The organism is Rhodococcus sp. MS16, from assembly GCF_013277795.1.
GTDB classification, from domain to species: domain Bacteria; phylum Actinomycetota; class Actinomycetes; order Mycobacteriales; family Mycobacteriaceae; genus Rhodococcus_F; species Rhodococcus_F globerula.
This window is the reverse complement of sequence record NZ_VBTM01000017.1, coordinates 48,424-73,053: the sequence shown is the minus strand read 5'-3', so window position 1 is coordinate 73,053 and position 24,630 is coordinate 48,424. Positions and strand designations below refer to the sequence as shown.

Below are 24,630 nucleotides of genomic sequence, written 5' to 3'. Positions count from 1 at the left end.
TTCGGACTATTCCGACTGGTTTCGAAATCCTGGTCTATTCGAACAAGATTTCGATTAGAGTGGGGGGATGTTCGATTCGGGGGTGGGGAGTTTCGGTATCTCGGCACAGCTGAGTGGTACCGAAACTGATTGCGCCCTGGTTGATTTGATGGCCGAATTGCATTCGTGCGAGGCGATGTTGGTCGAGCGGAAACTGGCCGTGGTGGCGGAGTTTTTCACCCGCCGTAGCGCCGAGCATGTCGAGGGTGGCACGTGGACGTCGTCGGCGCACGAGTTGGCCGAATCCGAGGTCAGCGCGGTCTTGACGATGGGACGGGCTGCTGCCGGGAAGCTCATCGGGTTGGGTTTTGCGTTGAAGACGCGGTTGCATCGCACGCGGGCCGCGATGGCCCGCGGTGAACTCGACTTCTACCGGGTCGGGCTGATCGAGTCCGCGACCGCGAATGTCGGTGACGAGCTGATCGACGAGGTCGAACGCTTGCTGCTCGAGCAGGTGTTGGCTCCACCCGTGGACGGCGGTACCGGGTTGACGGGTCGCCGGTTGACGGCGGCGATCGACCGGATCGTCGCCCGCGTCGATCCGGAAGGCATGCGGGAACGACGCCGCCGCGTGCTCGCCGACAGGTTTGTCGGGGTCAGTGCCGCCGAAGACGGCATGGCCCGCATCCTCGGCAGTATCCCGGCGGAGCAAGCCCGCGCGTTCGACGGCCGGTTGCGGGAGTTGGCGATGTCGGTGTGCCGCCATGATTCCCGCACGTACGAGCAGCGCCGAGCCGATGCCTTGGGCGCTTTGGTGAGTGGTTCGACGGTGTTGGTGTGCGACTGCGAGCGCGGTGATTGCCCGCAGGACCGCAGTGGTTTGGTGATCATGCGCCGGCCGTTGGTACATGTCGTAGTACACGATTCCACCCTGAGCCCAGGATCGAACGAACCTGCACATCTCGACGGCTTTGGCGTCATCAGCGCAGAGCATGCCCGCAACATCGCGAAAGACGCAGACGTTCGGGAAGTGCGAGTCCCGGCAGATGCTGAACCTGAACCGACACCTGAGCCGGCATCGGCATCGGTGTACCGCCCCGGCGCGGCACTCGACACGTGGCTGCGGATCATCTCGGGCAGCTGCCAATGGCCGCACTGCGATGTCCCCGCCTGGAATTGCGACCTCGACCACAACGACCCGTTCAACCACACCGACCCCGCCCAGGGTGGCAAGACGGTTGCGTCGAATCTGAGCGCGTTCTGCCGCAACCATCACCGCCTCAAGCACTCCGGGAAGTGGCAGCTCAATCCGAACCCGGATCGGAGCATCACCCTGACCTCGCAGACCGGGCATTGCTACCGCACCAGAGCCGCCGGACTACTCGCCGGAATGCAGGAACCACCGCCACCGGAAGGCGGAACCCGGCGACGAACACGACTCGAAAACAAAGTGGCCCAAATCCGAAGCGAACGAAAACACCGTCGCGTCAAGATTCAAAACCGGGCGGCACAACATGCCGAACGGAAACGCCGCCAAACCTTCCCGATTTCCACACCCCGCAAGCCCATGCCCCGAGAAACCGTCGACTACGGCAACGACCCACCCCCATTCTGAGGTGTCACAGCCTCCACGAATTTGCCACGACAGGCACAATGGGCACATGCGCAGTGTTACGTGGAACCCCGAAATCTACGGTCGATACGCCGACGAACGCTCACGCCCCTATATCGACTTGACTTCGCGGATAGCGGCGCAGGCGCCGGCGCGAGTCGCGGACCTCGGATGCGGATCAGGGTCACTGACCGGGATACTCGGTGAGCGTTGGCCGGATGCTCGTGTGGTGGGGACTGATTCGTCGCCCGAGATGGTGGCACAGGCGCCCACCGATCTGCCCGGCAACGTCACCATCACGCTGCAGGACATCAACGAGTTCGACGCCACCGGCTACGACGTCATTGTGAGTAATGCTGCATTGCAATGGGTTCCGAACCATCGTGAGCTGATCGACGGATGGGCCGAGACCATGGCGCCCGGAGCGTGGATTGCGTGGCAGGTTCCCGGTAACTTCGACGCCCCGTCGCACGCTTTGATGCGTGAACTTGCCGAGTCGTCGAGATGGCGAGATCGCGTGGGTGGAGTTTTGCGTGGACCCGAGGGTGTTGACGACCCGGCGCACTACGCAGCCAGGCTGCAGGCTCACGGGTTCGACGTCGATGCCTGGGAAACCACGTACATCCATGTGCTGACTGGCGAAGACCCTGTGCTGGGCTGGGTTCGGGGGACAGGCCTGCGTCCGGTGCTTGATGTGCTCAGTGAAGCCGACTCGCTCGAATTCGAGCAGGAGTACTCCGCAAGGCTCCGCGAGGCCTATCCCTCCACGGCCGCAGGCACACTGTTCCCGTTCCGAAGAGTCTTCTGCGTGGGGCGAAAAATGAGTGACTAGTCCGCTGTCACAAACCCTTCCGACACCATCCAATCTCGGGCAACTTCTGCGGGTTCCTTGCCTTCGACGTCCACTTGGCGATTCAGTTCGGTCATCACCTCGTCGGTGAGACGAGCCGAAATCGGCGCCATGACCTCAGCTACCTGCGGATGATCCTCGGCAAAGCTCGCACGCATGACAAGGGCTGGATTGTATTTGGGGAAGAAGGACAGATCGTCCTCGAGGAGTTCGAGGTCGAGGGCGATGATGCGTCCGTCGGTGGTGAACACCTCGCCGAACTTGCACTGATCGCCGTCGGCTGTTGCCTGGTAGATGATGCCGGTCTGCAATATCTGGCGCTGGGCACGCGAAGCGTCGAATCCGTATTTTTCTGCGAGACCGGGGTATCCGTCTTGACGGACGTTGAACTCGGTCTCGACGCATGTCACTGCAGCACCGGGATCGGATTCGACCAACTTCGCGTAGTCGGAGACAGTCTTGACTCCGGTCTTCTCGGCCGTCTCCTTGCTCATCGCCAAGGCATACGTATTGTTCATCGGCGCCGGATCGGTCCACACCATGTCGTTTGCAGCCAGGTCCGCATCGCGGACTGCCTCGAACTGAGCCTGCGAATTGGGAAGCGGTGTCTCGTTTCCGAGGTAGTTGATCCATCCGGTGCCCGTGTACTCGTAGGCAAGATCGATCTGCCCGTTGAGTTGCGCGTCGCGGGTGCTGTTGGAGCCCTGGATGTTGGTGAGGTCGCGAACTTCGGCGCCGGCCGCAGACATCGCGAATTCGATGATGTATCCCAGGATGATCTGCTCGGTGAAGTCTTTGGACCCGACGGTGATCTTCACGCCTTCGAGTTCCGGAACAGGCTGGATACTTCCCGGACCGACCGCGAGGGGTAGTGCGCCGCCGGATTCCAAACCACACGACGCCACAAGGGCAAACCCGAGTGCGGCTGCGGTAATTTTCCAACCGCGTGTGCGTCGTCGATTCATCGCAATCCCTTTGGCCCGAGAAACTGTTCGGCGAGTGCGCCCAACCAGTCGATGAGCAAAGCGAGCGATACCGCAAGCACCGCGCCTACTACCAGTGTCACGTTGTCGCGCAGTTTGTACCCGGTGTCGATCATGATCCCCAGTCCACCTGCGCTGACCAGGAAACACAGTGTTGCTGTTCCTACGGCAAGAACCAACGAAGTACGAAGACCGGCAAGGATATACGGAACTGCCATGGGGAATTCGAGCTGTCGCAAAATGGTGAACGTTGACATGCCTTGGCCGCGTCCGGCGTCGATCAGTGTCTCGTCCACCTGCTGATAGCCGAGAATCGTGTTGCGCAGCACCGGAAGCAGTGAATAGAACGCGATGGGGAATACACCGATCCAGAATCCGGTGGTGCGAGTGGCGAGATAGAACAGGACCAGTAGGCCGATGGCCGGTGCAGCCGCGCCGATGTTGGCTATTCCCACGAAGAACGGCGCCAGACGGGTGAATCTCGGTCTGGTCAGCAGCGTGCCGAGCGGCACGGCCACCGCGACGACGATGATGACCACCGCGGCCGTGAGCAAGATGTGCTGCCAGGTGAGCGTCGTAATGTTGTCGACGTTGATACTGGCTTTCTGGGTTGCGTTGAGATCGCGGCTGAAGGCCCAGACCAGTACTCCGACTACAAGTATCAGGACGACAACCGGCTGAACCAGTAGCCGGATCCTTTCTGCTCTACGTGTTGCGGCATTTTCGGCGGCACCGAGATCCGCGCCGCCATCGAGATCTGCGGCTCCAGCAGCGGGCGGCGCTGCCAGGTCCTCCGTCGACGCGCTCACTCCGGAACATCCTCGTCATGATCGTGTGCGTGTTCCTCACGCATTTCCGAAAGATGGCTGACCAGTGTGTCGATGGTGATGAGACCGACGTATTCGCCGCGCCGGCCGGTGACTACCGTCGATGCATTGCTTTCGGCAAGCAGCGCTTCGAGTGCATCTTGCAAGGTCGACTGAACGGACACGGCCTCACCGATCTCGTTGCCAACGCCACGCAGCGACGACGCGTGTGCCAGATGTGACGGTGAGACCCAGCGGAGTGGGCGTCCGCGCTGATCGAGAATGAGGGCCCACTTCCACTTACGTGCTGCGAGTGAACTTCTCAGCTCGTCCACCGAGTCGGTCTCCCGCGCGGTGAGGCATTGCTTGAGTTTGATCTGCCGCACCCGCGTCAATGTCAGCTGCTTGAGGGAGGCGTCGGCGCCGACGAAGCCCGCGACCATGTCATTGGCCGGATTGGCGAGGATAGCTTCTGGAGTGTCGTACTGCATGATCGTGGATTGATTGCCCAGCACGGCAATTCGATCGCCGAGTTTGACTGCTTCGTTGAAATCGTGGGTGACGAATACGATCGTCTTCCCGAGTTCCGTTTGCAGACGCATCAACTCGTCCTGCAGTAGTCCGCGCGTGATGGGGTCGACAGCACCGAAGGGCTCGTCCATCAACAGGACTGGGGGATCAGCGGCAAGTGCCCTCGCGACCCCGACACGCTGCTGCTGACCACCGGACAGCTGCCGGGGATAGCGGTCTCGATACGTATCCGGATCCAGCCCCACGAGGTCCAGCATCTCGTCGGTGCGGGCAGCAATCCGCTTCTTGTCCCAGCCGATCAATCCCGGCACCGTCGCCACGTTCTTGGCAATCGTGAAGTGTGGAAACAGGCCGGCCTGTTGGATCGAGTAGCCGATGCCGCGTCGCAGCTTGTCCGGGTCGATCGACAAGGCATCTTTGCCGTCGATGGTGATCTTTCCGGACGTGGGTTCGATGAGACGATTGATCATGCGCATCGTGGTGGTCTTGCCGCAGCCGGACGGGCCGACGAAGACAACGATCTCACCTGCAGGAACAGTGAGGGACACGTTGTCGACTGCCGCGTCTTTCTGTCCTGGGTATCGCTTGGTCACGGATTCCAGAACGATCTCGACTCCGGAAACCGTGGGATCGCTGGTGACGTCATGGGGGATGGTTTCAGTCACTGGAGACCCTTCGAGGTAGTGAGCCGACCGATGACGACGTAGATGGCGTCGAGTATCAGAGCCAGAATGACGATGAGTACCGTGCCGGTCAGTGCTTGAGGAACAGCTGTTGGGCTGCCGACGCGAGATAGTCCGGAGAAGATCAAGTTGCCCAGACCTGGGCCTTTTGCGTACGCCGCGATAGCCAGAATGCCCATGAGCATCTGAGTGCTGACCCGCATACCGGTCAGGATCGACGGCCACGCGAGAGGCAGTTCGATGCGGCCGAGTACACGCAGTCGATTCATACCGACACCGCGTGCAGCATCGGTGATGGCCGGATTCACCGAGTCGAGACCGATGATGGTGTTTCTGATGATCGGAAGTAGTGCATAGAGAATCAGTGCGGTGATGGTCGGCGCGACACCCAGACCGAGAATCGGAATGAGAAGTCCGAGAAGAGCGAACGATGGAACAGTCAAGATCGTGCTGGCCAGCGCTGTTGCCACTGATGAACCAATAGGACTGCGATACACGAGAATTCCGATGGCAACCGCGGCAATGGTTGCAATAATCACCGACTGAATGACGGCCGAAACATGGAGATACGAATCGGTCAATAGCTGTTGTCGTCGTTCGACGACAAATTCCCACAGTGCGCCCATTTTCCGAACCGACCCTCTTTCGGACTGTTGCTGACTCGAACGTGTACCCGTCCCGCAGTTCGGATACACAGGCGTCGTTCGAGTCGTGAAGTGTTTACGTCGACCCTCGTCCAAAAAGTTCAGTACTGCAACTATTTCGGATAGCTGCGTGTCGGATGTTGCTCAACAGACGAAAAGCCGGCGTCACCCGCAGGTATATGCGGTGTGACGCCGGCTGTTCGGCAATCGTAGGTTCGGGTCAGATTTGTCGCTCTGGATAAATGACGGACTACGGGCTGGAAGTTCCTACTGCAACTGGCTCATCCGCTACGCCGCTGGAGGTGGCCTTGGCTCGTCTGAGGTTGTCCAAAGCAGCAGCGCCCGGCCCGATGAAGACCAGCAGGAGCAAGGACCAGCAGAACAGGACAACCGAGTCTCCCTCGTTCTGGATGGGTAGCAAGCCGTCGGGCTGATGCTTCCAGAAGTAGGCAACGGCCATGGAACCCGAGGCAATGAAAGCTGCTGCACGAGTGCCGAGTCCGATGATTATCAACGTGCCGGCCACCAGCTCGATCGTTGCTGCCCAGCCGCCGGGCCAGTCCGTCCACGACGATGTGTTTCCGCCCCATGGAGCTACCGGCCATCCGGTCAGTGTCGACAGGCCATGGCAGAGAAACAGGAAACCGACAACGATGCGGAATGCTGCGATGCCCCATGGTGCCGCCGTGCTGGATATGTTTTTCACCGGAGGAGCATTACACACTCGAGTATGGTTTGCCTACCCTAATAACTGGACGGGTGTCCGAGGTCCTTCCATGTGGGTTTACATCCCAAATGTGCGGCAAGGTAACTGAGGCAAGGGCGTCGGAGATTTTGCTGCGAGTTCAAAGAATGCGGCCTAGGGTAAATCCACCAATCCGCCCTTATGGGAGTGTGACATGGACAAGCCGAATACGGAGACCACACCCGAGCCCGACAAGTCTGCAGTCAAGAACAAGTGGGCCGCCCTGATCGTACTGGTCGGCGGTCTGGCGATGATCGTCATCGACGGCACCATCGTCGGAGTAGCGCTCCCGGTTCTGGTCGACGATCTGAAGTTGAATTTCGACGACGCGCAATGGGTCAACAGTCTCTATTCGGTGATCTTTGCTGCGCTTCTGCTCACTGCAGGTCGGTTAGGCGACAGATTGGGCCGCCGACGTCTGTACGTCGTCGGTATCGCGATATTCGTGGTCGGTAGCTTGTTGGCCTCTACCGCGGACGGCGCAACCAGCCTGATTGTGGCCAGAGCGATTCAAGGCGTCGGTGGTGCGTGCGTACTGCCCGCCACGCTGTCCTCGATGAACTCGATCTTCAGAGGCAAGGACAGGGCGGTGGCGTTCGGCGTGTGGGGTGCCGTCATCGCCGGCGTTGCTGCGATAGGTCCGCTACTCGGTGGCTGGATCACCACGTACTTCACCTGGCCGTGGATTTTTGTCATCAACGTGCCGATCGGCATCGCCCTGATGATCGCGACATACATGGTGGTTCCCGAAACCCGAGCCGGGGTCGTCGAACCGGGGCTCGATGTTCTGGGACTGTTCTTGAGCGCCTTCGGTTTCGGTGCGTTGATCTTTGCACTTATCGAGGGCGGCACACTCGGTTGGTGGACTCAGAAGGCGGATCTGCATCTCTTCGGTATCACGTGGTCCGCCGACGCACCACTATCCGTGGTTCCGACGATCGGCACGATCGGTATCCTCCTGCTGCTGGGATTTGTGTTGTGGGAGAGGCATCGTGGACGAATTCACCGATCTGCGATTCTGGACATGAATTTGTTCTTCACGCCCACCTTCAGCTGGGGCAACGTGACTGCCATGACGGTCGCGATCGCCGAATTCGGCTTGTTGTTCGTACTGCCGCTCTATCTCGTCAACGCATTGGGCCTGAGTACGATGGGCGCAGGCTTCGTGCTTGCCGCGATGGCCGGTGGCGCTTTCATATCCGGTTCGCTCGCAAGGCATCTCACTGCGCTGATCGGCGCACCCCGAACAGTGATTCTGGGATTGCTCCTGGAAGTTGTCGGTGTTGTCGTAGTTGCTGTTTTTGTCAGTTCGACTGTCGCGCCGTGGCTTCTGGCGCTGCTTCTGGTGGTCTACGGAACCGGCCTCGGATTGGCCTCCGCGCAGCTCACCGGAATTACCCTGGCAGACATACCGACCGAAGAATCCGGTCAGGGATCAGCGACGCAGAGCACGGTTCGACAGCTGGGCTCGGCCATCGGAAGTGCCGTCGTCGGCGCAGTATTGGCGTTCGGGTTGTCGAGAAACCTGCCAGGCACACTCGAATCGGGGGGAGTGCCGTCGTCCGAAGCAATCCAACTGTCCGACGCGACACGAGAATCCGCAGGCAGTTCTATCGGAGTCCTGCGGGAGCAGGGGACGCACGGACAACTGGGCGAAGCCGGCCCAGATGTCGTGCGTCTGCTCTCCGACGGATTTGCGGAAGCGACGCGCTACTCGCTTTACGTGTCGGCGGCGTTCCTCGTCCTGGGTCTGATCGGAGCGTTTCGAGTGCAGGCGAGCGCCAGACTCAGGCCCAGCTGAGTGCGTCTTCGTTGGACAGGCGCGGCAGGCGGTCGAACCACGGGTTCTCGCCGGGATGGCCGATGTTGACCACGAGGGTGGTCTTGAAGCGGCCGTCGGCGAAGAACTCGCCGTCGATGCCCGCAGCGTCGAATCCGGCCATCGGGCCGGCGACCAGGCCCTGTGCGCGGATCGCGAGAATCACGTAGCCGGCCTGCAGGGCGGCGTTGAACCGACTGGTCGACGTGGCAGCAGCCTCGTCGGACGCGAAGTGGTCCTTCATTTCCGGGCGGATCGGGAACAGGGCAGGAATGTGCTCGTAGAACTTGGTGTCGACAGCGAGGACCGCGACTGCCGGCGCGGAAGCAGTCTTGGCTTTGTTGCCGTCGGCCATGTGCTCTACAAGGCGCGCTTTACCCTCCTCTGTCCGTACGAACAGCACGCGAAGCGGGTTGGTGTTGGCTGCGGTCGGCGCCCACTTCGCGAGTTCCCAGATCGCGGTGAGTTCGTCGTCGGTCACTGGTTCGTTGGAGAAAGAGTTGGCCGTGCGAGCTTCGGTGAAGAGAAGTTCGCGGCTGGCGGTGTCGAGCTGCTTTGCGGTAAATGGGGTGGCTGCGTCGATTGACATCGGTGGTTCCGTTCCGTGATGGCTTGCCAGGCATCTCCGGCAAGACGAGTTGCTAGTAAAAACAAAGTGACTATGAGTACGTTAGCACTGACGCTAGGATGGTGAAGTGGAGAGTAAGAGTGGAACTGATCATCAACCCCGCGTCTGTGATGCGGCGTTGGCACGGGCTTTCCGCTTTCTCGGCAAACGCTGGAACGGTGTCATCCTCGCAACGCTGCTCGGTGGGCCTGCGGGATTCGCGGAACTGAAGCGTGCGGTCGGGGGAATCAGTGATTCCGTACTATCTGACCGGTTGACCGAACTGGCGAGCGCAGGGCTGGTGACACGGACCGTCGACGCCGGACCGCCCATTGCCGTGGAGTACCAACTCACGGTGTCTGGCCAGGCCTTGCTCCCTGCGTTGAGTGAATTGACGACCTGGGCTGCCGAGAATCTGCCGGCCGAGGGTTGTACGAGCTGAACTACCGCGTGTGTACGGTTCGGTGTGATTCGTACCAGGTGTCACCAGCAGGCTCTCCGCCCAAGTTCCAACTCCACGAGATTGTCGGCGTGATGCGTGAGTAGACCCCGGGGCCGACCATGCCCACCCTGTCGATCGGCGGTTCGGCAATGCCGTAGATCCTGATTCCGCGCGCGACGAATGGCTCGAACGACGGCATGTCATCGATGACCAGTGCAACCTCGTAGTGCCCTGAGCGGATGTTGCGGAATTTGCGGGTATTGACGACGGCCTCGCCGACCCCACCTATCCATAGGTGAGTGCCGTCGTATTCGAAGGCCAACGGCACGACGTCCGGTTGACCGTCTGGGCCCACAGTGGCAACTCTCGCAAGAGGTTGCGACGCCATGTACTCGATTTCCTGGTCTGTGAACGACATCAATTGATCCTTCCGCAGGTTCGCGACAAGTCCGCAACGTAGTTGCAACGTATGCGCCAATAGTGTTCTGGATCACACCGAGTTTCCGCGTCGGAAACTGGTGCGCAGTATCGGTCCAGGTTCGCTACCGGTGGCGATCACGGACAAGGCTCCGTGGGTTGACAACACAGCCCACGGAACCGTCCCCTCCGGCCAGGTGGGGCGAACCGCCCGGACACCGGCCGACAAGGAGTCCAGGTGTCTGTCGCGGCGGATACGTCTGTAGTGGACCTCGGGTGCTCCGAGCTTCCCGAAACTTTCCCCGAGCTTCTTCCAGGACCGCCGTCGTTGGCGATGTGCCTGACGGAACCGCCACGAGGGCTCGCCGACATTGCCTCGCTGGTGCTCGCGGCACCGTGGTTGCTCCGTTCGCCGCGAGGTGACGGACACCCGATTCTGGTCCTGCCGGGATTGTTGGCGTCCGACACGTCGACGATGGCAATGCGCGCGTACTTGCGGTTTCTCGGATATCGAGTCCACGGCTGGAACCTCGGCATCAATACCGGGCCGACGCCTCAGGTTGTCGACGGTCTGCCTGGGGTCCTCGCAGGTCTGGCGGATCGCTACGACAAACCGGTGTCGGTGATCGGGTGGAGCTTGGGCGGTATCTATGCCCGCCAACTTGCGCGGGATCTCCCGCACTCCGTGCGACAGGTGATCACCCTGGGAAGTCCATTCGGGTTGAGCAACCTGCAGCAGACGCGTGTCGGTGCGCTGTACTCACGTATGTCCGGCAACCATGCGATTCTTCCACCCGTCAACGGTATCGAGTGGGAACTCGGTCACCCGTTACCCGTTCCGGCAACGGCGCTCTACTCCAAGCGGGACGGTGTGGTTCCGTGGCAGGTGTGCCGCGACTTCCCGTCGGATCGTTCGGAAAGTGTTGCGGTACATGGCAGTCACATGGGGTTGACGCACAATCCTTCGGCGTTGTGGGCAGTGGCCGACAGGCTCGCGCAGGCCGCAGATACCTGGAATCCGTTTGTCGTTCCCAGGCATCTGCGGCGACTGTATCCGCGCTGAACCGTCGTCTGGCCTCTAGGCCTTGGGTACGCGGACGATCAGTGCGTCGCCCTGCCCGCCGCCGCCGCACAGTGCGGCCGCGCCGATGCCGCCGCCGCGGCGCGCCAACTCGAGTGCGAGGTGCAGCGCGATCCGGGCACCGGACATGCCCAGGGGGTGCCCGACGGCGATGGCGCCGCCGTTGACGTTCACCTTCGCCGGGTCGAGGCCGAGCTCACGCGTGGAGGCGATACCGACGGCCGCGAACGCCTCGTTGATCTCGACGAGATCGAGATCGGTGGGGTTGATGCCTTCCTTCGCGCAGGCCTTCGCGATGGCCCGCGCCGGCTGGGACTGCAGGGTCGAATCGGGGCCCGCGACCACACCGTGGGCACCGATCTCCGCGATCCACGCCACACCGAGTTCTTCGGCCTTGGCCTTGCTCATCACGACCACGGCGGCGGCGCCGTCGGAGATCGGGGAGGCGGAGCCGGCGGTGATGGTGCCGTCCTTGCTGAACGCGGGACGCAGTTTGCCGAGGGATTCGACGGTGGTGTCGGCGCGGATGCCCTCGTCCTGCGCGAAGACGATCGGATCGCCCTTGCGCTGCGGGATCGAGACGGGGACGACCTCGTTGTCGAAGAGGCCGTCCTTCCAGGCGCGGGCGGCGTTCTGGTGTGAGGCCGCGGCAAACGCGTCCTGCTCCGCGCGGGTGATGTGGGTTCCGTCCTGCTGATTGACCTGTTCGGTGAGCAGGCCCATCGCCTGGTCGGTGAAGATGTCGTGCAGGCCGTCGTACGCCATGTGGTCGCGCATCGTGACGTCGCCGTACTTGAACCCTTCGCGGCTTTTTTCGAGCATGTGCGGTGCGCGGGACATCGATTCCTGCCCGCCGGCGACGACGACGTCGAATTCGCCGGCGCGGATCAGCTGATCGGCGAGGGCGATGGCGTCGACACCGGAGAGGCAGACCTTGTTGATGCTCAGGGCGGGAACGCTCATCGGGATGCCCGCGGCGACGGCGGCCTGGCGGGCCGGCATCTGGCCGGCGCCTGCGGTGAGAACCTGACCCATGATGACGTACTCGACCTGCTCGGGGTCGACACCGGCCTTGTCCAGGGCGCCCTTGATGGCGATGCCACCGAGATCGGACCCGGACAGGTCCTTCAACGAACCCATGAGTCGACCCATCGGGGTACGGGCTCCGGCAACAATCACAGAACTGGTCATCACAGGTCTACTTTCAATTCGGTGCCGGTGGCACGGACAACGTCATCGACAGTGACGCCGGGGGCCAATTCACGCAAGGTAAGTGTGCCGCCGTCGGTGACGTCGATGACTGCAAGGTTGGTGATGATGCGATCTACGACGCCTTGGCCGGTCAGCGGCAGGGTGCATGCGTCGACAATCTTGGGGTTGCCGTCGCGATCGGTGTGTTCCATGACGACGATGACACGACGGGCACCATGGACAAGATCCATCGCGCCGCCCATGCCCTTGACCATTTTGCCGGGGACCATCCAGTTGGCGAGGTCGCCGGTCTTCGAGACCTGCATGCCGCCGAGAACTGCGGTGTCGATGTGGCCGCCGCGGATCATGCCGAAGGAAAGAGCGGAATCGAAGTATGCCGCACCGGGATTGACGGTGACGGTTTCCTTGCCCGCGTTGATGAGATCCGGGTCGACGTTGTCCTCGGTGGGGTACGGGCCGGTGCCCAGGATGCCGTTCTCCGAGTGAAGAACTACCCGAACGTCCGAGCTGAGGTATCCGGGGATCAAGGTGGGCAGACCGATTCCGAGGTTCACGTATTCGCCGTCGATCATCTCGGCCGCGGCACGGGCCGCCATGTCGTTGCGGGTCCAACCGGTCACTGTGGCTGATGCGGTCATCGTGTTGCTCCTTCGGACGCGCTGACGGTTCGCTTTTCGATTCGTTTGTTCTGGGGCCCGGTGTGGACAACACGCTGGACAAAAACCCCGGGAAGATGAACTGAAGCCGGGTCGATCTCGCCAGGCTCGACAAGCCGTTCCACCTGGGCGATGGTGATTCGCCCCGCCATAGCAGCGAGTGGGTTGAAGTTCATCGCCGTCTTGTCGAAGACGAGGTTGCCCTCGGTGTCACCCATGACGGCGTGAACCAGGGCGTAATCGGCCGTGATTGCTTCTTCCATCACGTATCGCTTGGTTCCGAAGGTGCGAGTTTCCTTGGGTGGGGACGCAATTGCGATGGAACCGTCGCTGTTGTAGCGCCAGGGCATGCCGCCGTCGGAGATAGGGCTACCGACACCTGCCGGAGTGAAGAACGCCGGGATTCCGGTTCCGCCGGCGCGCAGGCGTTCTGCCAGTGTTCCTTGCGGTGTCAGTTCCACTTCGAGTTCGCCAGCTAGGTACTGACGCGCGAATTCCTTGTTCTCTCCGACGTACGACGCCGTCACGCGCCGAATTCGACCGGCAGACAGCAGGATTCCGAGTCCGTGATCGTCAACGCCGCAGTTGTTGGAGAACACTTCGAGTTCCCGTGCGCTGGTTGCCGCGATCGCTTCGATCAAGGCGTCAGGGATTCCGCACAGTCCGAATCCGCCGACGGCCAGGGTCGCGGCGTCGGTGATGTCGGCGACCGCATCGGTCGCGGACTGGTACACCTTCGTTGCCATCGTCATCTCCCCATCTTGCGTTCATCTGACGAACGCATTGTTTTTCTCTGGATGAATTCAACTATGCGCAGATCCAGCAATCAATGACGATGGGAAAGATGATAGAAAATGGTCGCTGGGCGACCAATTATCGTTGATACGTTCATTCAGTGAACGCTAGGATGGACACATGGCATCGAGGGAGCAAGCGCCGCACATGGTGGCTCGGGTGGCAGCGGTCTTGCGTGCGGTCGCCGCGTCGGAACCAGACGGCGCAACGACCACTGAGCTGAGCAAGGCGGCCGATCTCGCTCGTCCGACGGCTCACAGGCTGCTTACGTCGCTGGCGGAAGAGGGTCTGGTGGACCGCGACGCGAAGAGTGGGCGTTGGTCTCTGGGGCCGGAGTTGTATCTCCTCGGTACCGCTGCGGGCAGTCGATATGACATCACCGACTCGGCGCGCGATGTTCTCGAGGATCTGGCCCGATTGACGGGGGAGAGTGCCTTCTTGTCCGCACGGCGTGGCGACGAAACAGTGTGTGTCGTGAGGCAGGAGGGGAGCTTTCCCCTGAGATCCCATGTGCTCTATGAAGGAAAACGATTTCCACTAGGCGTCGCGTCGGCTGGTCTGGTGATCCTGAGTCACTCGCCTGCCAGTGAGGTCGACAGTTATTTCGCGCGTAGAGACCTCACCGCGGAGTGGGGAGACGACCACAGTGAGGAAGCCGTTCGCCGTCGAATCAGCCTGACCCGCGCCGCCGGCTACGCGGTCAATCCGGCTCTCCTCGTCGAGGGGAGTTGGGGAATGGGCGCCGCCGTCTTCGACCGACGGGGACGGCCGGCGTGGGCCCTGAGCTTGACCGGTGTCGAGACTCGATTCCGGCCGGACCGGATCCCCGAACTGGGAAGACTCCTGCTCGAGCAGGCACATGTCCTGACGACTCGGCTCAAAACCCACTCCGTACCGTAGAACTTGCCGCGTCACTACCGGAGGAGGAACTCGAGCGTGACTCGTTCGAATGCTTCTTTCGCTTCGACCATGACCCAGTGCCCGCAGTTCGGGAAGATGTGCAACTCGGCGTTCGGTATGAGTCGCATCGGGATCATCGGCATGTCGGGCGGGCACTGACGGTCGTCGAGGCCCCAGGTCAGCAATGTCGGGCATTGCACGCCGTGCATCATGGACCAGTACGGTGGCCGATTCGACTCGGACGTCATTTTCTGCTGCGCGGCAAAGGCTTTGGACCCGTACATCGCTGCAAGACTCTTGTGGGATTCCGGATCCTTGGCGCTCTCCCAGCGTTCCTCGATGCGTTCTTCGGTAATGATGCTGGGGTCATGCACCATGCATCGAAGCCATCGAATCAACTTCTCCCGAGTGGGACCGTCGGCAAATTCCTGAAGCAGTCGAGTGCCCTCGCTCGGGTTCTGGCTGAAAATGTTGGGGCCGACACCGCCGATCGTGACCAGTTTCTTCACTCGCTCGGGGTGCCGCATCGCCACGTTCGACCCGACGACACCGCCCATCGAGTTGCCGATCATCGCAGCGGATTCGATGTCCAAAGCATTCATGAAGCGAGTGACTGAGGAACCTGCGGTGACGACGGGATGGCCGTCGACGGGATCGCTGATACCGAAGCCGGGGAATTCCAGTACGTAACAATGGAAGTGCTGCGCGAAGGTGGCAAGGTTGCCGCGGTAGTTTCGCCATCCACTGACTCCGATTCCGGATCCGTGCAACAGAATCAGCGGTGGACCGTCGCCCGCCTCGTGGTAACGCAATACCCCTTTGCCGGTAGCGATTTCTCTCTTGGTCCCCTCGTAACTCACATCCATTCGGCAATACTAGAACAGGTGTCAGTTTTGAGGCGTGTTTCCGTCGGGGTCAACCCTGATTGTCGCTCGGGGTAGCACTGATACCTGAGGATGAACCGTGGCCGGAAAGATGGGTCCTGCGCCCGATGTGCGGCGCGGCAGTTCGGCGGATAGTTGATGTCAACGCGGCAGTCGCCGCGACACGTACCGAAAGGTCAATCCATGACGTCATCGATGAAGACCCGCAAGCTCACTCGCGCACGGTCGGGTGCAATGTTCGGCGGTGTGTGCGCCGGCATTGCACGCTACTTCGGGTGGAAGGCGTCGACTGTTCGGTTGCTGTTCGTACTGTCGTGCTTGCTGCCCGGACCGCAGTTTCTGATCTACCTCGTGATGTGGATTTTCATTCCACGCGAAACGATCTGAGCGCGCTGTTCAGCGTTTGCGAGATTTGAGTATCAGCTTTGCCTCATGCAGCTCGTCCGGCGTCAGGGGTGGCAAAGGTAAGGGGTCTCGGTGTTTGCCCTCGGCGCGGAGTCCGTCGAGCATCACCGACAGGAACCGGCGCCACACCGTCGGGTTGACGGGTTGGGCGAACTCGGTGACCGCTCCCACCATGAAGATGAGTCCGAAGAGGTCGGTGGACACCGCATCGGGGCGCAGCATTCCGGCGTCTCGTGCTCGCCGAAAGATCTCTTCGACGGCAGGTTCGATGATGGATCGCTGACTCGCGACCTGCTCGCATCCCTCGTCTGTTCCGTTGAGTACGTCCTTGAGTCCGCGGTTGACAGACATTCGGCCACAAGCGAATTCGGCAAATGTCACCAAGGCGTCCCAGGGGTCCGGGTTGGCGAGCGACGCCTCGGTGGCAGCGGCCATGTCGGCGAAGTTCTGCTGGAAGACGCCGTCGATCAATTCTTCTTTGTTTGCGAACCGTCGGTACACCGTGCCGACGCCGACACCCGCGCGGCGAGCCACGTCGTCGAGTGTGACGTCGATGCCTTCTTCCGCGTACAACTCACGCGCGGCGTCGATGATCAATCGCCTGTTGCGGGCGGCGTCGGCGCGAAGAGGGCGCTCCATTGCGGTGCTCATGATGTCCAGTTTACTCGCCAAGTGGAGACATGATCTCCATTTGGGTGTAGCGTTTTCGCTAACCGGAGAAGCCATCTCCGCATAGCTCGGGCGAGGGAACATGTCAGAAACTGCTGAGTGGACTGAAATCGACAAGTCCCCGGCGCCTTCAGGGGACAACCACGCAAAACGGTGGCTGATTCTCGCGGTTCTGGGAATTGCGCAGCTCATGGTGGTCTTGGACGCCACTATCGTCAACATCGCGCTGCCGGCAGCGCAGCGTTCATTGGAATTCGGTGATTCCGATCGTCAGTGGATCATCACCGCGTACGCCTTGGCCTTCGGCAGCTTGCTGCTGCTCGGTGGCCGGTTGAGCGACCTGTTCGGCCGCAGGCGCACCTTTATCGTCGGGCTGATCGGATTTGCGGTTACCTCGGCAATCGGCGGCGCGGCGGTCAATTTCGAAATGCTGGTCGCCGCGCGTGCAGGTCAGGGCGTCTTCGGTGCACTACTTGCTCCGGCGGCACTGTCACTACTGTCGGTGACCTTCACGGATCCGGCAGAACGGGCAAAGGCCTTCGGCATCTTCGGCGCAGTGGCCGGCGGCGGCGGCGCTATCGGATTGCTCCTCGGCGGTGCGCTTACCGAATGGGTGGACTGGCGCTGGTGCCTGTACGTGAACCTGTTCTTCGCGGCAATCGCGCTGGTCGGAGCCGTGCTGCTGTTTGCGCCCCACGTCACTACCGGAGCCAGGCCGAAACTCGACATCCCCGGAACCGTTCTGGTGTCGATCAGCCTCTTCAGCATCGTCTTCGGATTCTCGAAGGCTGAATCGAACGGTTGGGGTGCCGGTACCACCATTGCGTGGCTGACCGCGGGCGTCGTATTCATGGCCGCATTCATCTACTGGCAAACCAAGTCCGACCATCCGCTGCTCCCGCTGCGAGTGGTCACCGATCGAATCCGCGCCGGCTCGTACCTGGCTATCTTCCTTTCCGGCGCAGGCATGTTCGCGGTCTTCTTGTTCTTGACGTACTACATGCAGTTGATCCTCGGATACACGCCGATCGTGACCGGTCTGGCCTTCATGCCCATGGTGTTCGGAATCGTCACGGCGGCAACGCTGTCCACTGCAGTACTTCTGCCGAGATTCGGTCCTCGTATCCTGATCACCAGCGGAATGGTCATCGCCGCAATCGGAATGACAATTCTGGCGCAGATTTCGGTGGACAGCACGTACGCCGTCCACATTCTGCCCGGACTGGTCGTCACCGGCCTCGGTATGGGCAGCATCTTCGCGCCGTCGATGCAGGGCGCAACCTCGGGTGTGCGCTACGAAGATGCCGGAGTTGCGTCGGCAACGGTCAACACGATGCAACAGGTGGGCGGTTCCATCGGGACAGCGCTACTGAGCACCATCGCGGCATCCGCGTCTACGAATTACCTCGTCGGTCGTGAGGTCAACCCCATCACGCAGGCGCAGGCCGCCGTCGAAAGTTACACCACGACGTTCTACTGGGCTGCAGCCATTTTTGCGGTCGGCGCTGTGCTGACGGCATTGGTTGTTCGGAGTGGACTACTCCCGACGGCACCTGAGGGTGAACCGGTTCTGGTGCACTGAGATAAAGGTCGGGGCCGCTGTCTGAATGAACTGGTCAGCAGGCGGCCCCGACCTTCTCGACTCAGCAGGGGCCGTCCGGTCCACTTCCGTAACGGTGCATGACGTGGTCGAGTTGCTCGGTCGTGAGGGCCGGCACGGGAAGTTCACGGTGTGTGGTCCGCGATGCCCGCAAGCCGTCGATGATGAAGCCGAGAACGCGGCGGTATGCCTCCGGAGCATCGTCGCCCGTGAAATTCTGCGACAGCTTGATGGTCTGGATGAGAAGTGGAACGTCGCTGATTTCGAAGTCGTCGCGCAAGGTGCCCTCATCCTTCGCGCGGTTGACGAGGGCGGCGGTACTGCGAGTGATGCTGGCACGGGCACGGGTGAACGCGTCGGACGTGAAACGGGCGTCCATCAGAATGTCGCCGAATCCGCGACTGTCTGCCATACGACGCGAGATCGCTTCGAGGTAGTGGACAAGCCCGTCCCAGGCGCCGGGAATCTCGAGTGACGTTGTCGCAAGGGATTCGATCTCCGCGCAGCGGGAGTCGAACAAGGCCTGGATCAATTCGTCCTTGCTGGCGAATCGTCGGTAGACGGTGCCGACTCCGACGCCCGCGTGACGTGCGACATCCGCCAGCGTGGCATCGAGGCCCTGGGCTCCGAAGACTTCACGCGCGGAACAGAGGATGCGTTCGAGGTTCGCCTGGGCGTCGGCACGCAGACGTGGCTGTCCGCAAATGTCCGACGATCCCACTAGTGCATCGGGGTGACTTGTCGGCATCCTCACAGTCTACGACACTAAGCGGAACATACGGTTCCGCTAGTGTTATATTGCTAAGCGGAACGAATGGTTCCGATTAACTTCACGAGAGAAGCCATTTATGAGCACGTCTGACATCTGGGTCGGGAGTAAAACGACCTCGATGATGGGTACGCGGAATATCGGCTTCTCGGGCCGCGCACTGCGGGCTCTCTCCGGTGACGGTGCGTTCATCCAGCTCATCCGATTCGCTCTTGTCGGCGGCATCAGTAACATCCTCTACTTCGCCGCGTTCCTTGCTCTGCATGGCGACGGAGTCCTTGTCGCCAACGCCGTGGGCGCGGTGCTCAGCACTATTCTTGCCAACGAACTTCATCGGCGGCTCACGTTCCACGCCGCTGACCGCGTCCACTGGTTCACCGCGCAGTGGGAAGGCGGCGGACTGGCACTTGTCGGACTGCTCGCCAGCTCGGCTGCCATCAGCGCACTCGGTTTCCTGTTCCCCGGCGCAACTGGCGTTGTACAAGCCGGCCTCGTGATCGGAGTCAGCGCACTCGTCGGAGGCCTGCGCTTTGTCGCCCTCCGCGGATGGGTGTTCTGACCGAACCAGACGCAGCGTGCGGAACACTGTGAGTCATGAGCATGTCGATAGCCGACTCCGGTATCCGTCTCGGGCTGCTCTGTCTGGCGATGGCGGTGTTGGCGGCGCTCGTTTATCGCTTCACTCGCATCGGCAGTGTTCGTGTCGTCCCCGGTGCGCTGGTGCGTGGCGCCATCCAATTGGCAGCGATTTCCTTGATCCTGGCTGCTGCTCTCGCTCACCTCTGGTCGGCGGTACTCGTGCTGATCGGGATGTTTGCGGCCGCGTCATTCACGGCTGCGCGTAGATCGAACTCCGGTCGCTCCGGCGTTTGGCTGAGTGCCGCTGTGCTCGCGGGCATCGCCGTTGTGCTCCCACTCATGCTCATATCAGGGGTGGTTCCCTTGGAGGGGGTTGCGATCGTGCCGATCGGCGGGATCGTGATGGGCGGCGCTATGACCGCGACATCGATGGCCGCTAAACGTGGACTCGACGCCATCGACTCCCGATACGGTGAGGTCGAAGCTGCCCTCAGCCTTGGTTTTTCGCAGCGCGACGCCCGGTGGGAGGTGGCGAGAACTGCCGCCGCCGACGCTTTGCTGCCAGGAGTCGACCAGACGCGAACCGTCGGCCTGGTGACTTTGCCCGGAGCGTTTGTCGGCGTTCTGCTTGCGACGGGATCCGCGGTGCAGGCCGGGGCTGTGCAGATCCTTGTATTGGCAGGGTTGTTGTTGGCGCAAACCTGCGCGGTAGCCGTTGCCGTGGAGTTGGTTGCGCGAGGCCGCGTCTACCGAGGTAGGCGAGTCAGAGCTGCGCGAGTTCGTTGATCTTGTTGCTGCGCAGGACCCGATCGGGCAGATCAGGGGCGTTCGACGCGAGGGTGATCATTGCCGTACCGATGTTCTCACTTGTTGTGACGCTTGCCGGCAGCACAATGCGCAGCAGTGGGTACAGTCCCGCTGACAGTTGATAGAACGCCTTGTACCACCACGTCTTCGACGGCGATCCGGGGCGCGGGCGGATAAACCCCGGCCGGAAGATGTAGACGGTCAGAGGCAGTGCCAGCAGTGCGTTCTCGGTTGCGCCACGTACTCGCTTCCACATGGTCGTGCTGGTCTCGGTGGAGTCGGCACTCTCGCCGGAAACGTAGACGAACACCATGTGCGGATTCAGCCGTGCGAGTGTCGTCGCGGCAGCGAGCGTGAGGTCGCGGGTGATCCGGGTGTAGTCGGTTTCGTTCATTCCGGCAGACGAGGCACCGAGGCAGAAGAAGCAGGCATCGGCGCCGATGAGGTCTCCCTCGATGCTCGTGAGATCGAGCAGATCGCGATGAACGATGTCGACTATTTTTGCGTCGCCGATCGTGATCGGATTACGGCCGACGGTCACTACCGTGTCGATTCGCGAATCCGTCAGGCACTCGCGCAGAACACTGTTGCCCACCATTCCCGTTGCCCCGAAAATTACGACCTTCATCTGTGTTGCCCCCCGTTGTCGAATTCTGCGTTGTCGAATTCTGCGAACACACTACGCAGCGGTGTCGGGGCGGAGTATGCCGGAGCGCCAACTGAACGTTTGACCTGCAACGATTGGTCTCTTTCATCCAACTTGCGACCAAAGTCCCTACAAACCGTCCGGACGGTAGGGAGAGGATGGGTGCATGGACGAAGCGGGGGACGAGCTACATGTGCTCGGGTCGGAAACCGCCGGTCGATGTGTGGAGGCGTTGACCATCATCGTTTTCGGCGCGCTGTGTGCTGTTGTCGCAGGTTCCGCGATGTGCCTTCTCATCGGTGTGGTGGTGGGACTCGTTCGACTGGTCTACCTGTTTGCGCGCGAGTTGTTCTTCGAGAACGACATGTGGTCGTTGATGCTCCCGAACGTCGAGTGGAAGCGATCCAGGATGTAATTCTGACGCATGTTCCAGGGCGACTTCGATCCCTGCTTCGGGAATTGTTCGACGGCACGCAACACATATCCCGACTCGAGATCGAGAATGGGGCGTTGATCCATGTCCTCGGTTACCTGCGGAACGCAGGTGGAGTATCCGCGCTTGTCCATCTCGGCGAGCAGGCGGCACACGTACATCGACGTCAGGTCTGCCCGCAGCGTCCACGACGCGTTGGTATACCCGACGCACATCGCGAGATTCGGAACTTCGCTGATCATCATGCCTTTGTAGACGTATCGATCGCCAAGGGATACCGGCTCACCGTCTACGTCGAGGGACATTCCGCCACAGGCTTCCATCTTCAATCCTGTTGCTGTGACCACGATGTCCGCGTCGAGTTCAGTGCCGGACATCAAGCGAATCCCGGACTCGGTGAACGTCTCGATGCGATCGGTTTCGATGGAGGCCTTGCCGGATTTCAGCGCCTTGAACAGATCGCCGTCGGGTACGACGCATAGTCGCTGATCCCACGGGTCATAGGCGGGCGTGAAGTGCGGATCGATCGGAACATCATGGGGGAGTTGCCGCTTGGCGGCTATGCTCAGTAGCTTCTTCGCGCGTGCCGGGCTGCGACGGCACAGTTGGTAGAAGCCGAGATTGACCAGGACGCTTTTCCACCGGGCCACACTGTGTGCCACCTTGCTCGGCAGGTACTTGCGGAAGGAATCCGCGATCTTGTCTTTCGACGCCAACGTCAGAATGTACGACGGTGACCGTTGCAGCATCGTGACGTGCTCGGCGCTCTTGGACATCGTAGGAACCAAAGTGACTGCGGTAGCGCCACTTCCGATCACAACCACCTTCTTGCCGGTGTAATCGAGATCGTCCGGCCAGAACTGTGGATGCACGACGGTTCCGCCAAACGTTTCCAAGCCTGGGAAATCGGGTGTGTATCCGGCGTCGTAGCTGTAGTAGCCGCTGCAGAGATAGAGAAAATTGCAGGTGAGTGTGTGTTCCCGATCCTCGGACACGACAGTGAGCGTCCAGACCGACGTTTCCGACGACCAGGACGCCGCAGTCACTTTCTGGTTGTACCGAATCTTCTGATCGATACCGTTCTCACTGGCGGTGTCCCGGACGTATTGCAGGATCGACGGGCCGTCGGCGATTGCCTTGGCATCGGTCCACGGGCGGAACGGATACCCCAGCGTGAACATGTCGGAGTCGGAGCGAATGCCGGGATACTTGAACAGATCCCAGGTTCCGCCACTGTTCGAGCGAGCCTCGAGAATGGCGTACGACTTTCCGGGAAGCTCGGTTTGAAGGCGATACGCAGCACCGATACCCGACAGGCCTGCACCGACGATCAGTACATCGAGGTGTTCGGTGCTCATCTGTGTACTCCGTATCGAGTGCGCCGTCCCGGTGAAAAGGTGGTCGAAACCCAGCCTACTGACCGATGCGCCGGCGATCGAAATCGGAACCTCGCGCCGCGAAGCTCCACAATTCACGGCTGTTATGGCAGATGATGGGATGTCCGAGTACACGTCATGGGCATTGTTGTGGAGAAAAGAAAACATGGGCTGTTCGAGTAGGGTCGGCGCGGCACTGGTGGTTGTGTGTACAGCGCTGTCACTGAATGCGACAGTTGCGCGCGCGGAAGAACCGATCGCGGGATCGGTTGTCTCTCATATGCCACTCGCCGCGGCGACGCTACCGATTGGAGCCGCCGTTTCCGAACAGATTGTCTACCGAACTCTTCGGACGGCCGATCGGCAAGGAATCTCGTCGGGTTCGATATTCCTGCCGGAGGGGGCACCGCCGACGGGTGGGTGGCCGGTGATCTCGTACGCCCACGGAACTGTGGGCAGCGCTGATCGCTGCGCGCCTTCGGTGGCCGGGTTCTACGAGACCGAACGACGCCCCATCGAGCGATGGTTGGCGGAGGGCTACGCAGTTGTGGCGACGGACTACTCGGGACTCGGGACCGAGGGCGCTCTGGCCTACCTCGACGGCCCAGCCGCGGGTGCCAACGCAATCGACATCGTTCGCGCCGCGCACGAGGTGTACGGCGACGTGCTGGACGAACGCTGGATGGTGGCGGGTCTGTCGGAAGGTGGGCATGCTGCCTACTTCGCCGGCCATGAAGCAAGTTCCCGCGCACCGGAATTGGATTTCCGGGGCACAGTGGTTGTTGCCGGACCTACTCACCTGGAGGGGTTGTTCCCGCTCGGTGGCCCGTTGTTCCCGGAGTTGGGTATTCCCGGACTCGTGGTTTATGTCCTCTACCTTCTCGGTGGGATCGATGATCAGCGTCCGGAAGAGAATGTCCGACAGTATCTTTCGCCCCTCGGAATTTCGTGGATGGAGAAGGCTGCGACGCAGTGTGCGGTCGATATCGGTAAGACTGTTGCAAGCGAGAGGGTTCCCTTGGGCGCTCTCTTTTCTCAATCGCTGTGGACGCCACACATTTACGAATTGATGCGAGAGATGCTTCAGGTTCCGGTCGACGGTTACGACCGGCCGTTGCGCATCGTTCAGTCCACCGCCGACACAACACTTCCCATTCCGTTCACCTGGGCGCAACTCGTCGATCTACGTTCCAGAGGTACGCAATTCGAGTATCAAGAAATCCAGGGAGTCCCCCACAGTCAGTCCGTGATTGCATCGATGGATCAGACTGTCGAGTTCACGCAGCGAGTAATGCGCTAGCGCATGCGGCGATGAAAATCGCTGTCGCCGGTCTGCGCGAACCACACTATTGCCGCGATCGCGTACAGGATGACGAAGATCAACAGCAGCCCGCCCGCTATCACGAGTGATATCTGTCCAAGCCTCTTGACCCGGTCCGATGCGTAGCGTGAACCGTCCGCGTCGCCGTCCGCCCACAACGGATACACGTTGAACGCGTGGTTGAAAGCCGAGAAGGCCAGCGGCCAGAAGAAGAGCAAGGACACCACCGCCCACCCGGCATTGACCGGTGGGCGGTCGGGGTTCCGCGGGAAGGCTGCAGACGTGGGTTGCGCAGCGGTGGGTTGCGCAGCGGTGGGTTGCGACCGAGGGGGTTGTTCCGAACTTGTCATGATGGGCTCCTGACATGAGGGTTCTCCTC

The 24,630-nt window shown here is 61.1% G+C and carries 28 protein-coding genes; 12 read left to right on the top strand and 16 right to left on the bottom strand.

Features of this window, described 5'->3' with window-relative positions; translation table 11 throughout:
* Positions 1-67 precede the first annotated feature (67 nt).
* Together FEZ60_RS28000 and FEZ60_RS27995 are read left to right on the top strand one after the other, a co-directional pair.
* On the top strand, positions 68-1,594 hold the full coding sequence (locus tag FEZ60_RS28000; RefSeq protein ID WP_172937634.1) for an HNH endonuclease signature motif containing protein: 1,527 nt from the start codon (positions 68-70) through the stop codon (positions 1,592-1,594).
* Positions 1,595-1,640: 46 nt separating this feature from the next.
* Positions 1,641-2,423 carry a trans-aconitate 2-methyltransferase gene (locus FEZ60_RS27995; RefSeq protein ID WP_172937632.1) on the top strand — a complete coding sequence of 261 codons (783 nt, stop codon included), beginning with the start codon at positions 1,641-1,643 and terminating at the stop codon, positions 2,421-2,423.
* Here the strand turns inward: FEZ60_RS27995 and FEZ60_RS27990 are convergent.
* From FEZ60_RS27990 to FEZ60_RS27970, 5 genes are all read right to left on the bottom strand, one after another.
* A complete protein-coding gene (locus tag FEZ60_RS27990) occupies positions 2,420-3,406 on the bottom strand; it encodes a glycine betaine ABC transporter substrate-binding protein (protein ID WP_095887084.1) in 987 nt (328 codons plus the stop codon). The two genes, FEZ60_RS27995 and FEZ60_RS27990, sit on opposite strands and share 4 nt — an antisense overlap.
* Positions 3,403-4,233, bottom strand: coding sequence for an ABC transporter permease (locus FEZ60_RS27985; RefSeq protein ID WP_095887083.1), 831 nt, complete (start codon positions 4,231-4,233; stop codon positions 3,403-3,405). Before FEZ60_RS27985 ends, FEZ60_RS27990 begins: the two co-directional genes overlap by 4 nt.
* On the bottom strand, positions 4,230-5,426 hold the full coding sequence (locus FEZ60_RS27980) for an ATP-binding cassette domain-containing protein (RefSeq protein ID WP_033237348.1): 1,197 nt from the start codon (positions 5,424-5,426) through the stop codon (positions 4,230-4,232). The genes FEZ60_RS27985 and FEZ60_RS27980 overlap by 4 nt, the downstream gene beginning before the upstream one ends.
* Positions 5,423-6,070, bottom strand: coding sequence for an ABC transporter permease (locus tag FEZ60_RS27975; RefSeq protein WP_033237349.1), 648 nt, complete (start codon positions 6,068-6,070; stop codon positions 5,423-5,425). Before FEZ60_RS27975 ends, FEZ60_RS27980 begins: the two co-directional genes overlap by 4 nt.
* 268 nt (positions 6,071-6,338) lie before the next feature.
* A complete protein-coding gene (locus FEZ60_RS27970) occupies positions 6,339-6,794 on the bottom strand; it encodes a DoxX family protein (protein WP_116104777.1) in 456 nt (151 codons plus the stop codon).
* A gap of 193 nt (positions 6,795-6,987) precedes the next feature.
* On the opposite strand from FEZ60_RS27970, the gene FEZ60_RS27965 reads away from it, so the two are divergent.
* Positions 6,988-8,634 carry an MFS transporter gene (locus tag FEZ60_RS27965; RefSeq protein ID WP_172937631.1) on the top strand — a complete coding sequence of 549 codons (1,647 nt, stop codon included), beginning with the start codon at positions 6,988-6,990 and terminating at the stop codon, positions 8,632-8,634.
* On the opposite strand, the gene FEZ60_RS27960 is transcribed toward FEZ60_RS27965, so the two are convergent.
* Positions 8,621-9,241, bottom strand: a complete 621-nt coding sequence (locus FEZ60_RS27960) for a malonic semialdehyde reductase (protein WP_033237352.1) — start codon at positions 9,239-9,241, stop codon at positions 8,621-8,623. The genes FEZ60_RS27965 and FEZ60_RS27960 overlap by 14 nt on opposite strands.
* Before the next feature lie 106 nt (positions 9,242-9,347).
* Between FEZ60_RS27960 and FEZ60_RS27955 the strand changes: the two genes are divergently transcribed.
* A complete protein-coding gene (locus FEZ60_RS27955) occupies positions 9,348-9,701 on the top strand; it encodes a helix-turn-helix domain-containing protein (protein WP_033237353.1) in 354 nt (117 codons plus the stop codon).
* Between the two features lies 1 nt (position 9,702).
* Here FEZ60_RS27955 and FEZ60_RS27950 read toward each other — a convergent pair whose 3' ends face one another.
* On the bottom strand, positions 9,703-10,119 hold the full coding sequence (locus FEZ60_RS27950; protein WP_033237354.1) for a PPOX class F420-dependent oxidoreductase: 417 nt from the start codon (positions 10,117-10,119) through the stop codon (positions 9,703-9,705).
* A 237-nt stretch (positions 10,120-10,356) separates the two neighbouring features.
* Between FEZ60_RS27950 and FEZ60_RS27945 the strand changes: the two genes are divergently transcribed.
* Positions 10,357-11,181, top strand: coding sequence for a hypothetical protein (locus tag FEZ60_RS27945; protein ID WP_033237355.1), 825 nt, complete (start codon positions 10,357-10,359; stop codon positions 11,179-11,181).
* Positions 11,182-11,196: 15 nt separating this feature from the next.
* Here the strand turns inward: FEZ60_RS27945 and FEZ60_RS27940 are convergent, their stop codons facing one another.
* The 3 genes from FEZ60_RS27940 to FEZ60_RS27930 are packed head-to-tail and all read right to left on the bottom strand — an operon-like array spanning position 11,197 to position 13,813.
* The gene (locus FEZ60_RS27940) at positions 11,197-12,390 is read right to left on the bottom strand and encodes an acetyl-CoA C-acetyltransferase (RefSeq protein WP_172937630.1); all 1,194 of its coding nucleotides are present in this window, start codon (positions 12,388-12,390) and stop codon (positions 11,197-11,199) included.
* Entirely contained in the window at positions 12,390-13,049 is a 660-nt protein-coding gene (locus FEZ60_RS27935; RefSeq protein ID WP_172937629.1) for a CoA transferase subunit B, read from the bottom strand. Before FEZ60_RS27935 ends, FEZ60_RS27940 begins: the two co-directional genes overlap by 1 nt.
* Positions 13,046-13,813, bottom strand: a complete 768-nt coding sequence (locus tag FEZ60_RS27930) for a CoA transferase subunit A (protein ID WP_172937628.1) — start codon at positions 13,811-13,813, stop codon at positions 13,046-13,048. The genes FEZ60_RS27935 and FEZ60_RS27930 overlap by 4 nt, the downstream gene beginning before the upstream one ends.
* Positions 13,814-13,982: 169 nt before the next feature.
* Here FEZ60_RS27930 and FEZ60_RS27925 point away from each other — a divergent pair, with 169 nt between their 5' ends.
* On the top strand, positions 13,983-14,762 hold the full coding sequence (locus FEZ60_RS27925; protein WP_172937627.1) for an IclR family transcriptional regulator: 780 nt from the start codon (positions 13,983-13,985) through the stop codon (positions 14,760-14,762).
* A gap of 14 nt (positions 14,763-14,776) precedes the next feature.
* Here FEZ60_RS27925 and FEZ60_RS27920 read toward each other — a convergent pair whose 3' ends face one another.
* Positions 14,777-15,628 carry an alpha/beta fold hydrolase gene (locus FEZ60_RS27920; RefSeq protein ID WP_172937626.1) on the bottom strand — a complete coding sequence of 284 codons (852 nt, stop codon included), beginning with the start codon at positions 15,626-15,628 and terminating at the stop codon, positions 14,777-14,779.
* A gap of 201 nt (positions 15,629-15,829) precedes the next feature.
* Between FEZ60_RS27920 and FEZ60_RS27915 the strand changes: the two genes are divergently transcribed.
* The gene (locus tag FEZ60_RS27915; RefSeq protein WP_172937625.1) at positions 15,830-16,033 is read left to right on the top strand and encodes a PspC domain-containing protein; all 204 of its coding nucleotides are present in this window, start codon (positions 15,830-15,832) and stop codon (positions 16,031-16,033) included.
* A gap of 9 nt (positions 16,034-16,042) precedes the next feature.
* Here the strand turns inward: FEZ60_RS27915 and FEZ60_RS27910 are convergent, their stop codons facing one another.
* Positions 16,043-16,702, bottom strand: coding sequence for a TetR/AcrR family transcriptional regulator (locus FEZ60_RS27910; protein WP_230590437.1), 660 nt, complete (start codon positions 16,700-16,702; stop codon positions 16,043-16,045).
* 100 nt (positions 16,703-16,802) lie between these two features.
* Here FEZ60_RS27910 and FEZ60_RS27905 point away from each other — a divergent pair, with 100 nt between their 5' ends.
* Complete coding sequence (locus tag FEZ60_RS27905) at positions 16,803-18,302, top strand: MFS transporter (protein WP_033237018.1); 1,500 nt, start codon at positions 16,803-16,805, stop codon at positions 18,300-18,302.
* Between the two features lie 61 nt (positions 18,303-18,363).
* On the opposite strand, the gene FEZ60_RS27900 is transcribed toward FEZ60_RS27905, so the two are convergent.
* Positions 18,364-19,068 (bottom strand): TetR/AcrR family transcriptional regulator, encoded by a 705-nt coding sequence (locus FEZ60_RS27900; RefSeq protein ID WP_045064834.1) that lies wholly within the window; start codon positions 19,066-19,068, stop codon positions 18,364-18,366.
* Positions 19,069-19,210: 142 nt separating this feature from the next.
* Between FEZ60_RS27900 and FEZ60_RS27895 the strand changes: the two genes are divergently transcribed.
* Together FEZ60_RS27895 and FEZ60_RS27890 are read left to right on the top strand one after the other, a co-directional pair.
* Positions 19,211-19,648, top strand: a complete 438-nt coding sequence (locus FEZ60_RS27895; protein WP_045066699.1) for a GtrA family protein — start codon at positions 19,211-19,213, stop codon at positions 19,646-19,648.
* 35 nt (positions 19,649-19,683) lie between these two features.
* Positions 19,684-20,454: an ABC transporter permease gene (locus FEZ60_RS27890; protein ID WP_033237016.1), complete on the top strand. Its 771-nt coding sequence runs from the start codon at positions 19,684-19,686 to the stop codon at positions 20,452-20,454.
* Here the strand turns inward: FEZ60_RS27890 and FEZ60_RS27885 are convergent.
* A complete protein-coding gene (locus tag FEZ60_RS27885) occupies positions 20,432-21,103 on the bottom strand; it encodes an NAD(P)H-binding protein (protein WP_172937624.1) in 672 nt (223 codons plus the stop codon). The genes FEZ60_RS27890 and FEZ60_RS27885 overlap by 23 nt on opposite strands.
* A gap of 184 nt (positions 21,104-21,287) precedes the next feature.
* On the opposite strand from FEZ60_RS27885, the gene FEZ60_RS27880 reads away from it, so the two are divergent.
* Entirely contained in the window at positions 21,288-21,536 is a 249-nt protein-coding gene (locus tag FEZ60_RS27880) for a hypothetical protein (RefSeq protein ID WP_133637934.1), read from the top strand.
* Here FEZ60_RS27880 and FEZ60_RS27875 read toward each other — a convergent pair.
* Positions 21,449-22,912 carry an NAD(P)/FAD-dependent oxidoreductase gene (locus FEZ60_RS27875; protein WP_045064827.1) on the bottom strand — a complete coding sequence of 488 codons (1,464 nt, stop codon included), beginning with the start codon at positions 22,910-22,912 and terminating at the stop codon, positions 21,449-21,451. The two genes, FEZ60_RS27880 and FEZ60_RS27875, sit on opposite strands and share 88 nt — an antisense overlap.
* A 184-nt stretch (positions 22,913-23,096) precedes the next feature.
* Here FEZ60_RS27875 and FEZ60_RS27870 point away from each other — a divergent pair, with 184 nt between their 5' ends.
* Positions 23,097-24,230, top strand: a complete 1,134-nt coding sequence (locus FEZ60_RS27870) for a lipase family protein (RefSeq protein ID WP_141485113.1) — start codon at positions 23,097-23,099, stop codon at positions 24,228-24,230.
* On the opposite strand, the gene FEZ60_RS27865 is transcribed toward FEZ60_RS27870, so the two are convergent.
* A complete protein-coding gene (locus tag FEZ60_RS27865) occupies positions 24,227-24,601 on the bottom strand; it encodes a CD225/dispanin family protein (protein WP_095887071.1) in 375 nt (124 codons plus the stop codon). The genes FEZ60_RS27870 and FEZ60_RS27865 overlap by 4 nt on opposite strands.
* Between the last annotated feature and the right edge of the window lie 29 nt (positions 24,602-24,630).

Coding starts and splice junctions, on each gene's coding strand:
- FEZ60_RS28000 (WP_172937634.1), top strand. CDS start 68: ATGTTCGATTCGGGGGTGGGGAGTTTCGGTATCTCGGCACAGCTGAGT.
- FEZ60_RS27995 (WP_172937632.1), top strand. CDS start 1,641: ATGCGCAGTGTTACGTGGAACCCCGAAATCTACGGTCGATACGCCGAC.
- FEZ60_RS27990 (WP_095887084.1), bottom strand. CDS start 3,406: ATGAATCGACGACGCACACGCGGTTGGAAAATTACCGCAGCCGCACTC.
- FEZ60_RS27975 (WP_033237349.1), bottom strand. CDS start 6,070: ATGGGCGCACTGTGGGAATTTGTCGTCGAACGACGACAACAGCTATTG.
- FEZ60_RS27965 (WP_172937631.1), top strand. CDS start 6,988: ATGGACAAGCCGAATACGGAGACCACACCCGAGCCCGACAAGTCTGCA.
- FEZ60_RS27960 (WP_033237352.1), bottom strand. CDS start 9,241: ATGTCAATCGACGCAGCCACCCCATTTACCGCAAAGCAGCTCGACACC.
- FEZ60_RS27950 (WP_033237354.1), bottom strand. CDS start 10,119: ATGTCGTTCACAGACCAGGAAATCGAGTACATGGCGTCGCAACCTCTT.
- FEZ60_RS27940 (WP_172937630.1), bottom strand. CDS start 12,390: ATGACCAGTTCTGTGATTGTTGCCGGAGCCCGTACCCCGATGGGTCGA.
- FEZ60_RS27935 (WP_172937629.1), bottom strand. CDS start 13,049: ATGACCGCATCAGCCACAGTGACCGGTTGGACCCGCAACGACATGGCG.
- FEZ60_RS27930 (WP_172937628.1), bottom strand. CDS start 13,813: ATGGCAACGAAGGTGTACCAGTCCGCGACCGATGCGGTCGCCGACATC.
- FEZ60_RS27925 (WP_172937627.1), top strand. CDS start 13,983: ATGGCATCGAGGGAGCAAGCGCCGCACATGGTGGCTCGGGTGGCAGCG.
- FEZ60_RS27920 (WP_172937626.1), bottom strand. CDS start 15,628: ATGGATGTGAGTTACGAGGGGACCAAGAGAGAAATCGCTACCGGCAAA.
- FEZ60_RS27915 (WP_172937625.1), top strand. CDS start 15,830: ATGACGTCATCGATGAAGACCCGCAAGCTCACTCGCGCACGGTCGGGT.
- FEZ60_RS27910 (WP_230590437.1), bottom strand. CDS start 16,702: ATGAGCACCGCAATGGAGCGCCCTCTTCGCGCCGACGCCGCCCGCAAC.
- FEZ60_RS27905 (WP_033237018.1), top strand. CDS start 16,803: ATGTCAGAAACTGCTGAGTGGACTGAAATCGACAAGTCCCCGGCGCCT.
- FEZ60_RS27900 (WP_045064834.1), bottom strand. CDS start 19,068: ATGCCGACAAGTCACCCCGATGCACTAGTGGGATCGTCGGACATTTGC.
- FEZ60_RS27895 (WP_045066699.1), top strand. CDS start 19,211: ATGATGGGTACGCGGAATATCGGCTTCTCGGGCCGCGCACTGCGGGCT.
- FEZ60_RS27890 (WP_033237016.1), top strand. CDS start 19,684: ATGAGCATGTCGATAGCCGACTCCGGTATCCGTCTCGGGCTGCTCTGT.
- FEZ60_RS27885 (WP_172937624.1), bottom strand. CDS start 21,103: ATGAAGGTCGTAATTTTCGGGGCAACGGGAATGGTGGGCAACAGTGTT.
- FEZ60_RS27880 (WP_133637934.1), top strand. CDS start 21,288: ATGGACGAAGCGGGGGACGAGCTACATGTGCTCGGGTCGGAAACCGCC.
- FEZ60_RS27875 (WP_045064827.1), bottom strand. CDS start 22,912: ATGAGCACCGAACACCTCGATGTACTGATCGTCGGTGCAGGCCTGTCG.
- FEZ60_RS27870 (WP_141485113.1), top strand. CDS start 23,097: ATGGGCTGTTCGAGTAGGGTCGGCGCGGCACTGGTGGTTGTGTGTACA.
- FEZ60_RS27865 (WP_095887071.1), bottom strand. CDS start 24,601: ATGACAAGTTCGGAACAACCCCCTCGGTCGCAACCCACCGCTGCGCAA.